The following is a 13,941-nucleotide window of genomic DNA, read 5'->3' as shown; positions in this document are numbered from 1 at the left end:
AGCCATAAAATCGCTAACCCAGATTCGCCCGATACGTTGGGAAAAGCGACAACGTTGCATTCTCTTTTCAACAGCGCTATCTTTATTCCTCCTTCCTGCAAGTAAACAGGACAAGAGATGACAGCGGAACACTATCGCCTGCCACCGGAAGACCGGCTCGGAAGAGGTTTGCTTCCAAAAAGAGAATGATACCGGACGCACGTGCGGTATCTGTTCGGCGATACGCTCCAACCGATATAGTACATAGTCGGTAGATACTGGTAGTTCAACGATGCTGCCTCTCTCCGCCTGGAAAACGGAAGGTCCGCGGGTCGTCCCGTTTTCGTTTCCCCGGAATCGGCAGAGAACCTGTTCCTTCCGGGGACGGCAAACGGGCCGCAAACGGAGCGGAGAGCAAGACACCACCGGACCGAAACGGAGCGGACACCCGGATCCCGAAAGGAGAAAAAACGGCCGTCATTTGCAGAATCGGGAAATATTGCGTACTTTTGGGGGCGTTTTCGGAGAGATGCAGGAGTGGTTGAACTGGCCCGCCTGGAAAGCGAGTAAACATCAAAAGTGTTTCAGGGGTTCGAATCCCCTTCTCTCCGCCAAGTGGCACGAACAGAAGCAAAACCCTGCAAATTATATATTTGCAGGGTTTTATACATTAAGGCCCACGATCGTAAAACGAAGTAAGGTACATCCCATTTACGAATGCGGACATTGTTCCAAAACACAAACGCACACTTCTCACACGGTCAAACCGAATCTCCAAGTCTTCCCACGGATACACGAAACACGCCACAAAACGCCCGACAGGTTTTCCCCGAACCCGGGGACGATGAAAATCAGGAAAATACAACCATATCACGCCTTGTACGCCCGGGCGATGTCGCCGGACCGCTTCGATCCCGGACGACATGAAATGCAGACGGCGGAAAAACGTTCGTTTAATACTCCAAAGGTATAATTTTTTATTCGTATCGGCAAAAAAAGTATTGCTAAAAATTTACATATCAACTCTTTTCTCCTTCCTGCTCTTTCATTCGTCGGCTTTATGCGTCGTCTTTTTCCGACATGCCGATTTAACGAACGTTTTCATCTGCCATTAGCGGTTTGAACAGGTTTTCCGATGCCGCGCGGCGGAAGGAAACAAGCATGAAAACAGCTATTCATCCGATGAAACTGAAGTGTAAACTGCTATTTCTGCCGATCCTGTCGTTTGCCTGCGGTATGGCATCAGGGCAGGATGCCGGCATGTCTGCGGAGCCATTCGTCCGGGGAGATACGGCGGTCTTCCGGTTCGCTCCGAAGAAACGCATGTTCTGGGCCGACTACAAGGGAAACGCAGCCGCTATCGACTTGCTCACCCGGTCCATTCGGCAACACAGGCTCTCGATCGAATCGGGCGACATGAAAGTGCGCGTACTGGGATTCTGCTCCTCGTACAACTCCCGCAAGGAGAACCTCGCGGCCGCGAAGAACCGAAGCAACCAGGTCAAATCCTACTTCATCGTCCACGAGGGATTGAAAGAAGACCATTTCAGGACGACGAATTCCACACAACGGTGGCGCGGGATGACAGATGTGACCGCCGTAACCTATATGCTTCCGAGTGCGAAGGCGGATACGGTTCCCGACACGCTGTCCGAGAGAGACGTCGTGCCGGCCGGTTCGTTGCCCGAAAACGAAAAATCCGAAAGCCGGCCGGAATCGCGAACACCGGAATCCCCGGCCGAACCCGATACGCCTGACGAGAAGACGCCCGTCGGGCCGGAACCGCAACCGGCGCAACCGGTCGCCGGGGTTCCGGAAGGAGCGCAGTCCGATCCCGTATGTTCCTCCTACCGCTGGGCGGTCAAAACCAACGTAGCCTATCTGGCCGCCACGGTCGCCAACATCGGCATAGAGTACGGTTTCGGCAAGCATTGCTCGGTCGATCTTCCGATCATATACAGTCCCTACACCGTAGCGCGCGACTACCGGCTGCGTTTTCTGGCTGTTCAGCCGGAATTCCGTTACTGGCTGAAAGAGCCGATGAAAGGTCATTTCCTCGGAGCTCACCTCAATATCGGAGCCTTCAATATCGCCGTGGACGACAAGAACCGCTACCAGTCGCCCGACGGTTTCTACGGCGCAGGTCTGAGCTACGGCTACGTGCTGCCCTTCGCCCGCCACTGGGCGGCAGAGTTCACCATCGGAGCGGGATACGTCCACACGAAATACGATACCTATTATAATATCCCGAACGGCACCCGCTTCGAGAAGGGAATAGCTTATAATTATTGGGGACTGACGAAAGTGGGAATCGGTCTGGTTTACCGATTCGGAAAATAAAGGAGGAGCGGAAGATGAAAAAACCGACAACATATATCGCCTGTTTGCTCGTCCTCGTATCGACAGGCTGCGACAAGACCGTACTGGAATTTCCGGAAAACGGAGGCGTGGATCCCACGCTGGTCAATATGAACCTGACCCTGGCGATCGACCCGAAAATAGAACCCTACGAGCCGACGGGGCGTTCCGAAGCGCCGGAAGCCGACACGCACGACGTGCGCTGGATCGTCGAGGTGTTCCGCGACGAGATCGGCGGCGAACCCGTAGAGCAGCAGGTGCTCAGTTGCGAGCAGGCGGCGGACGGACATCATGCGATCCGCACCTCGCTGGCGGTGCATGCCGCCCGGTATCACGTCGTAGCGTGGATGGACTATGTGGACGACGGCTCGACGGCCGACAAATACTACCACGTAAACTCCCTTTCGTCGATCAGCGTTCCCGAAGCCGGGGATTACATCGGCAACGAAGACCACAAGGACGCCTACATCGCACAACAGGAGATCGACCTCAAGGATTACCGCGACCGGTGGAACGCGACCGCGGATGCGACCGTGACGCTTCAGCGTCCGATGGCCAAGATCGAATTCATCACCACCGACATCGACAAGTTTCTCGACGAGTTGGCCGCACGGCGGGCGAAAGCCGGCACCATTGCCGAAAATCTGCTCGTCAAGAATCCCGATCTTTCGACAATCCGGGTGCAGGTGGAGTATGCGGGGTACTTCCCGTCGGGCTTCAACGCCTACACGAACAAACCCAACGACGCCCGAACGGGCATGTCATTCGGATGCAACATGACGCCGCTGACGGACAAGGAGGCGCACCTGGCCAGCGACTACATCTTCGTCAATGGCTCCGAATCGGCCGTGAAGGTCGATCTTACCATCCGCGACAGCGAGGGCAACCTGCTGAACCGTATCGAGGGCATCGACGTGCCGATCGTACGGGGCAAGCTGACGACCGTACGCGACGAGTTTCTCACGCGCGACTACGCCCCCGGCATCGGCATCGACCCCGGGTTTGACGGAGAAATAGATATCGTGATCCCCGACTAAAACGCTATTCGCATGAAAAAGATATTGACACTGTTTCTCGCACTGACCGTCCTTGCCGGATGCAGCAAGGACGAGAGCCCCACGCCCGCCCCGGCGGAGCCCGTGGGCGGTGCGATCTCCCTGCGCTCGGAGGGCGCGCTGGAGAACGAGCCCGCAGCCAAGGCGGCGACGCGCCGCGAGACTGCCGCAGAACAGGCGCTGACCTACACCTTCGAGGCGTGGACACGGGGCGCCAATCCCCGCTGCGTGCTGCATAAGACAGCGGCGGGAACACTCACCGAAGCCGCTATCGAGATCGCGCTGGTTCCCGGCTCCTACGATTTCCTCTTCTGGGCCGATTACGGCACGGGAGCCTACGAGACCGGCGACCTGCGGCAGGTCGCCGCGAAAAAATACACGCCCGCAGCCGCAAGCGAACGCGACGCCTTCGCCTGCGTCCTGACCGACGTGCAATGGAACGGCGGCAACGCCGTATCGGCCGAGCTGAAGCGCCCGCTGGCCAAGCTGAAGATGCGGAACAGGAAGGCGTTCGGCACAGGCGGCGAAGCGGTTGCGGTTACCTACACGGACGTGCCGACGCAGTACGACGTGCTGACCGGAACGGCATCCGCCCCGCAAACCTTAACGCTCGCATTCCCGACGACGACCGCCGGATCGGACTCGGTCGGCGAAGACTTCCTCTTCGTTCCGTCCAGCGCGGAACACTCCGTCGGCCTTTCGGTCACGGTGGGAAGTACGACCAGGACACTCGACGTACTGCCGCTGCGACCGAACTGCACGTCCCGCGTGACGGCGACGTTCGAATGACGGACGACCGAATCCGAATCTCACCTAAATCCCAAAACGAAGTTCCTCAAAATAAATTACAAACCGTTGAGTTACATCCTCTCCTTCCGAAAAATCGGAGGGGGGGGGTAATTCGCAAAAGCTCAACAAACCATGAAAAAACTCTTCCTGTTGGCGGCGGGCCTTGCACTGACCCTCACCGCATGTCAGAAGGACGAAGGTGTCGTTTCGGACACGACATCTTCCTCCTCGTTTACGGTCACCATTCCGCAGAACGGAACCCGTGCGGTTACCGACGATTTCGGCGCCGGCACCTCGGCCAACCGCTGTATTCTGGAGATCTACCGCAACGACAAACTCTACAACCGTATCGAGAAGGGCGTCACCGGCGAGACGGTTACCTTCGACGACCTGCGGCTGGTCGCCCAGCAGACCTACGACTTCGTATTCTGGGCCGACTGCGCCGAAGGCAGCGAAGGCAGCTTCACGGACAAGACCTACAATACGGCGAATCTGAAGTCGATCACGGAAATCGGGCCGTTCGTCGGCAACAGCGACGAGCGGGATGCGTTCTTCGCCCACGAGACGTTCGAAGTGACGGGCTCTTTCTCCAGGCCCGTAACCCTGAAACGTCCTTTCGGTCTGCTGGTGGTAAAGACCAACGACCTGAACGAAATCCGAGACGAGGCGCTGAAACCCACGGGATACGAGGTCGCTTTCAAGGGCCTTCCCACGACGTTCAACGCCCTGACGGGCGAAGTGAGCGGATCGGCCGACGTCAGCTATAAGGCGACAGAATTCGCCAAGACCGACGGCACGATCTCGATGGATTTCCTCTGGGCCACGGAATCCGGGGCCGCGCTCTCCGATTTCACGATGACATTCTACAACGGCGGTACGGAGATCTGCACCAACGACGCCTTCACCAACATTCCGATCCGCCGCAACTATCGCACCAACGTGTCGGGCAACCTGCTGACCAGGAAGGGCACGATCAGCGTAACGATCGACCCGGAATTCGAAGGGGACATTCCGCAGGATGTCGATCAGGTAAAGGATATTGCGGCAGCCAACGAAGCATTTGCGAAGGGTAAGACCAACGTAGTCGTGACCGACGCGCCGACGGAAGAAGCCACGCTCGTACTTCCTTCGACCACAGCCCCCGTATCGGCTACCCTGCCCGCACTGACGACGAAACTGAAAGTTCAATATTCCAGCATGGAAGGCGCGCAGAAGCCTGTTTCGTTCAATTTGACGGCATCGAGCAGTGCTGCTGTCGAAATCGAAACCGCAGCATCGACGGTTTCGCTTGCCGGAACAAGCTACGCAGATGTAACGGCTACCACGGCAGCCAATACACTCATCGTCAGCGAAGAGACGACGATCGACAAACTGACCGTCAAAAGCGGCAACGTCGAAGTTTACGGTACGGTAAAAGCCATAGCCTCGAAACCTGCTGCTGCGACCGTGACGCTCCATGCATCGACGGCTGCCAAGTTGCAGGAGTTCGCCGCAGGCGTGAAAACGGGAACGAATCTCTACAACAAGATCGTACTCGATGCCGACATCAATTTCAAGGATGCGGCGTTCCAAATCGAGGATGCGAGAAACATAGAGTTCGACGGACAGGGACATAAGCTGTCGAATTACAAGGTGGAAAACACCCAGACAGCCGGTCTGGTCTGCAACGCCGTTTCGGTGACGTTCCGCAACCTTATCGTTGAAAACGCTGCCGTGAAAGCTGTCAATGACGGTAACGGCAACGCTTATGCCGGCGTATTCGTCGGCCGTTCGTACGGTACGACCGTCTTCGACAACTGCCAGGCTGTCAATTCGACGGTAGAAGGAGTGAACAAAGTGGGCGGCATGATCGGTTTCGTCGCCGAGAATCACATCGAAGCAACCGGCTGTAAAGTCGTCGGCTGTACGATCTCCAACATCGATGTGACAGAAGAATCGGGCCAGATCGGCGGTTTCGCCGGTTATCTGGGCAACCTCTACAACTCCACCTGCTCGTTTACGAACTGTTCGGTGGAAAACTCCGCGATCAATGCGTATATGAACCGGGAGGATCGCACGATCAGCAAATTCATCGGCTGCTTCCAGGGGGACCAGGCTACAGACATCGTTTCGATCGACAACTGCTCGGTGAAGAACGTCGCGCTCAAAGGTATGAACGAGATGGCTCAATCGTTCGTTTCAACCTACGGCGATCTGCTCGGCGGACAGCGATACGGCAAAGGCACGGTAAAGATCACCAACAGCGACACGGATATCCATATCTCGACAAGAGGACAACTAGCGGCTCTGGCTTCGATGGTAAATGCCGGTACGTCCTTCGCCAAAAAAACGATCAAACTGGCTGACGATATCGATTTGGAAAGTAAAGAATGGACGCCGATCGGAACGACGGGCAAGGCTTTTCAGGGCATATTCGACGGCTGCGGCCATACGATCAGCAATTTGAAGATCGCAAGATCCGTGAGTGCGGCTGCCTCGAGCTCCGATATCGGCTTGTTCGGATATACCTCGAACGGCGAAATCCGGAACTTTACGCTCCGCAACGCATCCGTAAAGGGAGGTCTGAATGTCGGCGCGATCGCCGGTACGCCCTTCACCTCGAAATATTCCGATATTACGCTGACGGGCACGGTGCAGATCGACGGTTACAGCTACGTGGGCGGAATGTTCGGCAAGAATCTCTATAAAAGCGCGAACAACCTGATGATCCGTGCGGATAAAGGCAGCTATGTGAAAGCCCAAAGCGAAACCTATCGTACCTATGTCGGCGGCGTAGTTGGCTTCATGGGCGAAGGAAACAATGTGCTCTCCAACGTGGAATCCAATATCGACGTAATCGGTTCGACGTGCGACGTCGGAGGTATTACCGGCATCGCCCACTACGGAAACACCTTCGAGAACTGCGTCTGCACAGGGAACGTAACGCTGGTACATGCGAACGACGCCGGCGACCAACTGGAAATCGGCGGCATCGCAGGCGTATGGATGAACTCGACCGCCGGATCGGTAACTTTCCGCAACTGCCGGTTCGACGGGACGCTTTCGAGCAATCTGAACGGAGAAGATCGCTCGGCAGAGGTGGCCGGCAACCGGATTACCGGACGTAAATACAGCCCCAACAGCAACGACGGCGAACTGATCATCGAATAGACCGGTCATAACCCGCAGAGGACTGACCGCCCTTGCGGATACAAGAGGAAAAAGAAAACAAGTTCTTAAAAAATCAATTACAAACCGTTGAGTTACATCCCCTCCTTCCGAAAAATCGGAGGGGGGGGGTAATTCACAAAAACTCAACAAACCATGAAAAAACTATTCTTGTTGGCGGCGGGTCTCGCACTGACCCTCACCGCATGTCAGAAGGACGAGGGGCTCGTGTCCGACGGAGGGGCCGCCCAGACCATTACGATTGCCATCCCGCAAGGAACGCGGACACGCGCCACGGCGGCGGACTTCGGCAACGGAGCGAAAATCGACCGCTGTCTGCTTCAAATCTACCGGAACGGGCAACCCTACGGGGAGCAGCAGACTGCGGCGGTAACGGGTAATGCCGCGACGTTCAACCTGCGTCTGGTGGCTTCGCAGACCTACGATTTCGTTTTCTGGGCCGACTGCTCGACCGGAGACCACTATGACACGGACGATCTGACCCATATTACGGTGAAGGGCGCCTATGCGGGCAACGACGACGAATTCGACGCCTTTACCGGCATACTGTCCGACTACAAGGTAACAGGATCGTTCTCGGAGAACATCACCCTGCGTCGTCCTTTCGGCCAGTTGAACGTCAAGACGTTCGACATGACTGCGATCCCCGATCCCGCACTGAAGCCGACGAAGGTGAAAGTGGCTTTCACGGCCGTTCCGACTTCGTTCGACGCCAAGAAAGGCGAGGTCGGCCAGGAGACGGCCGCGGTGGAATATACGGCCGACGTACTCAGCGCCGACGGCGATCTTACGGTCGATTATATCTGGGCGCCCGTCGAGGAGGCCACGCTGGCCGATTTCTCGATGACCTTCTACGGTTCCGACGATACCGAAATAGCGACCAACAGCGACTTCAAGAACATTCCCATCCGCCGCAACTACCGCACCAATGTTTCGGGCAACCTGCTGACCAAACAGGGTACACTCGACGTGACGATCAATCCGGACTTCGACCAACCCGACATCGACGACTATCCCGAACTGCGTGCCGCGCTGGCAAACGGCGGCAGCGTCGCCCTGTCGGAGGACGTAACGGTCAAGGCGCCGCTGGTCGTCGAAGGGAACAAGACGGTCGAGATCGACCTGAACGGCAAGAACATCATCAACGAGACATCGCTCCCAGACGGACAATACGGCAACACCACCGTATTCGAGGTGAAAGGAGGCGCCACGCTGAACATCAGGGGAGACGGCGACATCCGTGCCATCGGAACCGAACCCAACGAGGACGGCTACCGCATGGCAGTATATGCTTACGGTGATGCGAAAGTGAACATCTACGGCGGCAATTTCTACAACGATCAGGAATTCAACGACGGTAACGCCCAGCTCGACCTCATCTATGCGGATCAAAATGCCGTTATCAACATCTACGGCGGCCGGTTCGAGTCGGCATGTGCCAATGAGCGCGGCTATTGGGTGCTGAATCTGAAAGACAATTCGAACGCTGCCATCAATGTGTACGGCGGCACGTTCATCAATTTCGACCCGTCGAATTCAATGACGGAAAATCCGGTCAAGAATTTCGTTGCAAAGAGTTCCACGACTGTAAAAGTAAGTACAACTCCCGCACCGAACGGCACCTACGAAGTCGTTCCGGCAGGAGGACAGGCGAGCGTTCCCGTGGAAGTCAATGACGCAGCGGATCTGACCGGAGCACTGTCCAATCCGGCCATTGCCAAAATCGCCGTGGCTTCCGATATAGACCTCGCCTCCGTACCGGCGGAAAATCTCTCGTTCACCGAACACAAAACCATCGACATCAAGGAGGGGACGACCGTCCGGCTCGGCAGCGAGAACTTCCTGACGGCCGAAAAGGGCCTCACGCTGACCGGTAAGGGGACGATCGACAACTCTTCGGAAAACGATAGCGGCCTGAAGGGGGGGGGTGAAGGTTACCAGAAATCCCTGATTCACGTTACGGGCGGGGATTGCGTTATCGACGGTGTCACCCTGATCAACGACCCCGACTATCATTGGCACGGCAGCTCAGCTACGGGACATCCCTACAACAGTGCGGCGATCGCCTATTGGAACGATGCGAACGTAACCATCAGGAATGCCCGGATCATCTCGGGCGAGTTCACCGTCTGCGGTATGGGGCGTGACGTCGCAAGCGGCGAGATCACGCTCACCGACAGTTACTTCGAGTCCACGTCCTCGAATAAGGACAATGGTAAGCATTGGGCTTACGCGATGCGTCTGTTCGGGTCGAAAGTGCGGATCGACAACTGCGAAGTCAAGGGTATTCAGGGCGGTATTTCCATCGAAAGCTGCCAGGATGCCGTAATCAGCGGCGGCAAATACTATACGGTGAATACGCCGGGGGAGAAAGATGCCTTTTATCCGGTGTATATAACCAACGGCGCGAAGGTCACGATCACGGGCGGAGAGTTTTCCGCGCCCAACGACTGGTCGGGATTGCAGATCGAAGGGACCAGCGCGGTCGTATCGGGCGACAACGACGTGAATCTGCCGACCGGAAGCGTAATTCTTAAAGGCGGCAAATTCAGCGGCAAAGCCTACAACACGGTGACCAAGGTCGTTTACGAGCCGGCCGAGGGCTACAAGTGGCAGGCGATCGACGGCGCAGGCAATCAGCCCGGCGATCTGAAATGGGAGGTCGTCGCCCAATCGTTGTGACGGACTGCAAACCGATCGTCGGCCACTGAAAAATCGGAGAGTTTTCCGATGAAACACACATAATCCGCAAAAGCCAGACCGCTCCCTGCGGATACAAAAGGAAACGGCCCTGCAACGAATATACGATGTCGTTGCAGGGCCGTTCATATTATCGGGCGACGAGAGAATATCCGGAGACTCCTCCGTCTCCGCCCCCGCCCCGAAAAAAGGCGTCCGCATCCCGTTCCTCCGGTTCCGGCGACCGGACTACCGGATAAAATGCGTCCAGACGCGCTCCTCCTTTTCAGGCCGCGCCTCCGAAGCGAGCGGGCCGGCCTTGAGCAGCCGCGCCATGTTGCGTCCCAACACCCGCATCGTCTGCAATCCTTCGGCATCCTGCGCCGCCTCGCCGGGCAGCCGTCCGTGCACGCTGTTCCAGTACTGCGACGAGACGACAGGCATGTTCGAGATGGTGAAATACTTGTTCAGCCGGTCGAACGCCGCACTCGCCCCGCCCCGGCGGCAAACGACCACCGCTGCGGCGGGTTTGTAGGCCAGCAGTTCCGAACAGGAGTAGAAGACCCGGTCGAGCAGCGCGCAGAGCGATCCGTTCGGCCCGGCATAATAGACGGGCGATCCCACGACCAGCCCGTCCGCATCGCGCAGGGCGACGCGCACCTCGTCGTAGAGCGGATCGTCGAATACGCAACGCCCCAGGTCGGCACACTTCCCGCAGGCGATACATCCCCGCACGGGTTTGTTCCCCAGTTGGACGATCTGCGTCCGTACGCCTTCCGCTTCGAGCGCCCCGGCCACTTCGGACAGGGCGATGAAGGTATTGCCCGCATGCCGCGGACTTCCGTTTATCAACAGTACTTTCATGGACAGTTGTCTTTATTGATTCGCCGGAGCAGCACCGCACGGGCCGCGCTCCCCGGCGCTACTCCGTCAGATCGGCCGCCGAAAGCTCCTCGCTCTTGACGAAAGCCTTGGGGAAGGTCGCCGACACGCGCTCCTTGAGGATAATCGCCTCCTCGGTCGTCAGGCAGTTGCCTACCGACACCTTGAAATAGGGAATGTCGTAGCCCATGCAGACTTTCACGCCCGGAAAGGTCTCCTCGAAGAGTTTCCGCGCGGCGAACGCCCCTTCGCGGGCCTCCGGGCCGTTGTCCGAGAAGATGCAGACCCGATACCCCGGGAAGCGGTCGCGGCGTTCGGCGCGGGAGGCTTCCGCCACCGTGCGCGCTGCATCGCCGTATTCGACGGCGATCACCTGCGCCCGGCCGAAGAGCAACCCCGGCGCGGCGGCGGGCGCGGCCAACTGCCGCTTGAAGGCGTCGAGCGACTGCGCCGCCGCCCCGAAGACGGCCGCGAAAGACAGTGCGAGGGAGAGGAACAGCAATCTGCGCATCATTTCAGGTACTCTTTAATGTCGTCTTCCGACAGTCCAAAGGTATTCAAAAATTCCGACAACGGCATCATATCGCCGGAAATTTTCACGGGAACCACGCCGCTGCGCGCCCGGAGCTCGTACGACAGCCCGATCCGCGAGAGATCACCCTCGCCGAGGCGCCGCTCGACGACGTAGAAGGCCATCGGATCCGACGTCTCCAGCCGCCAGCGGGTTCCGACGAGGGTCGTCGCCCGGCGCGGAATGCGGACCGGCTCGTGCAGACGGAGCGTCCCCACGCGCTTCCCGGCATAGAAGACGTCCAGACGCACGCGCCGGATCTTCAGGGTATGCCCCGTCCCGTTATGCACGCGCAGCACCGCATCGGCCCCGGCCGACCCCAGCCGTTCGAAACGTTCGACGGCCTCGACGCGCACGGCCTCCGGCTCCGTCCTGCCGCACGCGGCGGCAGCCAGCGCCGCCAGCGACACGAGCAGCAGCCTCGCCGCAGCACGGCGCAGCGTCCGTCCGACACCTCCGCACCGCGCCGTCATCGCTCCCCGACATAGATTTGCGCGATGCCGAAACTCTGGCTCCGGGCCCGGCAGTCGCGGAATCCGGCCCGGGCCATCATCCCAAGGAACTCCTCCGGCGGGGGAAACTCCCCGACCGAAGCCGGAAGATACGCGTACGCCCGCCGGTCGTGCGACACCGCCCCGCCGATACGCGGCAGAATCCGGTAGGAGTAAAATTCGTACAACGTCCGGAACAGCCGGTTCCGGGGACGCGAGAACTCCAGAATCACGACGCGCCCCCCGGGCCTCACGACCCGGGCCATCTCCCGGAGCCCCGCCTCGAGGTCGCCGAAGTTCCGGACCCCGAACGCCACGGTCGCCACATCCACCGAGCCGTCGGCCGCCGCGAGGCGTTCGGCATCCCCGCAGTCGAGGACGATCCGTCCGTCCAGCCCCCGCTGTTCGACCTTGCGGCGCGCCACGGCGAGCATCTCCTCCGAGAGGTCCACCCCGAGCACCTGCACTCCGGCGATGCGGCGCGCCATCTCGATGGCCAGGTCACCCGTGCCGGTGGCCACGTCCAGAATCCGCCGCGGCGCGGCCCGCCGCACCTCGCGCACCACGCGGCGGCGCCACAGGCGGTCCACGTTCATCGAAAGCGTGTGGTTCAGAAGGTCGTAACGCGGTGCGATGCGGTCGAACATCTCGCGGACCTCCTCCTTCTTGGTCTGATCGGTATCGTACGGTTTCATCTCTTTCTCATTCGTATCTTATCGTCTCTTCGGGCTTGACGGTGGAGACCACGCAGGCCGGCACGACGAGCAGCGCGACGATCGCCGCGACGAATCCCGCGTTGAGCAGCAGCCACCAGCCCCACCCCAACGCCACGGGCACCTCGGAGAGCAGGTATCCCTCGGCGTCGAGCTTCACCAGATGCGTCGCCCGCTGCAACAGGCACAGCCCAACGCCCGCAGCGTTTCCCCACGCCAGCCCGCGCAGCGTGATGAAGGCGGCCCGCCACAGGAAGATGCGCCGCAACTGCCCGTCGGGCATTCCGAACGCCTTGAGCAGCCCGATCATCCGCGTGCGTTCGAGCACGAGGATCATCAGCGCCGAGGCCATGTTGAAAAAGGCCACGACGAGCATGATGACGACGATCACCGCCCCGTTCACGTCGTGCGCCCGGAGCCAGTCGAAGATGTTCGGATAGCGCTCCATGACGCTCGTGGCCACCAGATTGCGCGTATCGTCCGACTCGTCGTAGAGCAGCGCGTCGCTCAGCCGCGCGGCGAAGGCGTCCGCCCCGGCGAGGTCGTCGAGCAGAATCTCGTAGCCCGAGACCTTCTCCGGCGTCCATTCGGCCAGCCGCTGCACGTTGCGCAGATCGGTCAGCACCACCGCCCCGTCCATGTCCTCCAGCCCCGAAGCATAGATGCCCGAGACCTTGAACCGGTCGCGGCGCGGCAGCTCGCCCGGCTCGACGAAGAGCATCTCGACACGGTCGCCCACGCCCAGCCGCAACCGGTCGGCCAGCGTCCGCGACAGCAGCGCGTCCTTCGTGCGGACCGAATCCCCCACGCGGGGCAGTTCTCCCTCCGTGAGCCACTCCCGGAAGAAGCGCCAGTCGAAACTCCCGTCCACGCCTTTGAGCACGATGCCCTCCACGGCGTCGGCCGTGCGGACGATGCCGCCCCGAAGGGCGTAGGGGGCCATCGCGCGGAAGCCCTCCGTCGTGCGGATCAGCTCCTCGACATGCGCGTTCCGCACGACGGGTTCGGCGTCGAGCGTCCCCACGCCCCGCACGTCGGTCACGGCGACATGGCCCGCGAATCCCGTCATCTTGGCCGCCACCTCGCGCTTGAAACCCAGGATGACGGCCAGCGCGAGAATCATCACGGCCACACCCAACGCCACCGACACCACGGCGATGCGCTCCATCACGCCGGGCCGGTTCTCCGGCGAGGGACGGGCCATGCGGCGGGCAATGAAAAACGACAGGTTCACGACAGCGGTATTTTGTCCGAAA

The 13,941-nt window shown here is 59.3% G+C and carries 10 protein-coding genes, 1 tRNA gene and 1 pseudogene; 6 read left to right on the top strand and 6 right to left on the bottom strand.

Going from position 1 to position 13,941, the window contains the following annotated elements:
* Window positions 1–53 precede the first annotated feature (53 nt).
* Window positions 54–255, bottom strand: a pseudogene (locus tag KB554_RS13425) (DNA primase); the annotation flags it as partial.
* A gap of 247 nt (window positions 256–502) precedes the next feature.
* On the opposite strand from KB554_RS13425, the gene KB554_RS12045 reads away from it, so the two are divergent.
* The 6 genes from KB554_RS12045 (at window position 503) to KB554_RS12020 (ending at window position 10,031) form a co-directional block, all read left to right on the top strand.
* Window positions 503–593: transfer RNA gene (locus KB554_RS12045), tRNA-Ser, on the top strand.
* A 568-nt stretch (window positions 594–1,161) separates the two neighbouring features.
* Entirely contained in the window at window positions 1,162–2,319 is a 1,158-nt protein-coding gene (locus KB554_RS12040) for a DUF3575 domain-containing protein (RefSeq protein WP_242116346.1), read from the top strand.
* A 14-nt stretch (window positions 2,320–2,333) separates the two neighbouring features.
* On the top strand, window positions 2,334–3,374 hold the full coding sequence (locus tag KB554_RS12035; RefSeq protein WP_211036314.1) for a DUF6562 domain-containing protein: 1,041 nt from the start codon (window positions 2,334–2,336) through the stop codon (window positions 3,372–3,374).
* 12 nt (window positions 3,375–3,386) lie between these two features.
* A complete protein-coding gene (locus KB554_RS12030) occupies window positions 3,387–4,181 on the top strand; it encodes a membrane lipoprotein lipid attachment site-containing protein (protein WP_211036312.1) in 795 nt (264 codons plus the stop codon).
* Window positions 4,182–4,313: 132 nt separating this feature from the next.
* The gene (locus KB554_RS13320; protein WP_242116345.1) at window positions 4,314–7,331 is read left to right on the top strand and encodes a DUF6562 domain-containing protein; all 3,018 of its coding nucleotides are present in this window, start codon (window positions 4,314–4,316) and stop codon (window positions 7,329–7,331) included.
* Window positions 7,332–7,484: 153 nt separating this feature from the next.
* The gene (locus KB554_RS12020; protein WP_211036310.1) at window positions 7,485–10,031 is read left to right on the top strand and encodes a DUF6562 domain-containing protein; all 2,547 of its coding nucleotides are present in this window, start codon (window positions 7,485–7,487) and stop codon (window positions 10,029–10,031) included.
* Window positions 10,032–10,277: 246 nt separating this feature from the next.
* Here KB554_RS12020 and KB554_RS12015 read toward each other — a convergent pair whose 3' ends face one another.
* The 5 genes from KB554_RS12015 to KB554_RS11995 are packed head-to-tail and all read right to left on the bottom strand — an operon-like array spanning window position 10,278 to window position 13,919.
* Complete coding sequence (locus KB554_RS12015) at window positions 10,278–10,892, bottom strand: flavodoxin family protein (RefSeq protein ID WP_141428713.1); 615 nt, start codon at window positions 10,890–10,892, stop codon at window positions 10,278–10,280.
* Window positions 10,893–10,950: 58 nt separating this feature from the next.
* Window positions 10,951–11,424: a hypothetical protein gene (locus KB554_RS12010; RefSeq protein WP_242116343.1), complete on the bottom strand. Its 474-nt coding sequence runs from the start codon at window positions 11,422–11,424 to the stop codon at window positions 10,951–10,953.
* On the bottom strand, window positions 11,421–11,954 hold the full coding sequence (locus KB554_RS12005) for an LEA type 2 family protein (protein ID WP_141428711.1): 534 nt from the start codon (window positions 11,952–11,954) through the stop codon (window positions 11,421–11,423). The genes KB554_RS12010 and KB554_RS12005 overlap by 4 nt, the downstream gene beginning before the upstream one ends.
* Entirely contained in the window at window positions 11,951–12,667 is a 717-nt protein-coding gene (gene ubiE / locus KB554_RS12000) for a bifunctional demethylmenaquinone methyltransferase/2-methoxy-6-polyprenyl-1,4-benzoquinol methylase UbiE (RefSeq protein ID WP_211036308.1), read from the bottom strand. Before ubiE ends, KB554_RS12005 begins: the two co-directional genes overlap by 4 nt.
* A gap of 7 nt (window positions 12,668–12,674) precedes the next feature.
* Window positions 12,675–13,919: an ABC transporter permease gene (locus KB554_RS11995; protein WP_211036307.1), complete on the bottom strand. Its 1,245-nt coding sequence runs from the start codon at window positions 13,917–13,919 to the stop codon at window positions 12,675–12,677.
* Between the last annotated feature and the right edge of the window lie 22 nt (window positions 13,920–13,941).

The sequence above is a fragment of the Alistipes sp. Marseille-P2263 genome (assembly GCF_018101075.1).
GTDB lineage: Bacteria > Bacteroidota > Bacteroidia > Bacteroidales > Rikenellaceae > Alistipes > Alistipes dispar.
The sequence above is the reverse complement of the archived record's forward strand: the minus strand, read 5'-3'. Positions and strand labels throughout refer to the sequence as shown.

Coding starts and splice junctions, on each gene's coding strand:
- KB554_RS12040 (WP_242116346.1), top strand. CDS start 1,162: ATGAAACTGAAGTGTAAACTGCTATTTCTGCCGATCCTGTCGTTTGCC.
- KB554_RS12035 (WP_211036314.1), top strand. CDS start 2,334: ATGAAAAAACCGACAACATATATCGCCTGTTTGCTCGTCCTCGTATCG.
- KB554_RS12030 (WP_211036312.1), top strand. CDS start 3,387: ATGAAAAAGATATTGACACTGTTTCTCGCACTGACCGTCCTTGCCGGA.
- KB554_RS13320 (WP_242116345.1), top strand. CDS start 4,314: ATGAAAAAACTCTTCCTGTTGGCGGCGGGCCTTGCACTGACCCTCACC.
- KB554_RS12020 (WP_211036310.1), top strand. CDS start 7,485: ATGAAAAAACTATTCTTGTTGGCGGCGGGTCTCGCACTGACCCTCACC.
- KB554_RS12015 (WP_141428713.1), bottom strand. CDS start 10,892: ATGAAAGTACTGTTGATAAACGGAAGTCCGCGGCATGCGGGCAATACC.
- KB554_RS12010 (WP_242116343.1), bottom strand. CDS start 11,424: ATGATGCGCAGATTGCTGTTCCTCTCCCTCGCACTGTCTTTCGCGGCC.
- KB554_RS12005 (WP_141428711.1), bottom strand. CDS start 11,954: ATGACGGCGCGGTGCGGAGGTGTCGGACGGACGCTGCGCCGTGCTGCG.
- ubiE (WP_211036308.1), bottom strand. CDS start 12,667: ATGAAACCGTACGATACCGATCAGACCAAGAAGGAGGAGGTCCGCGAG.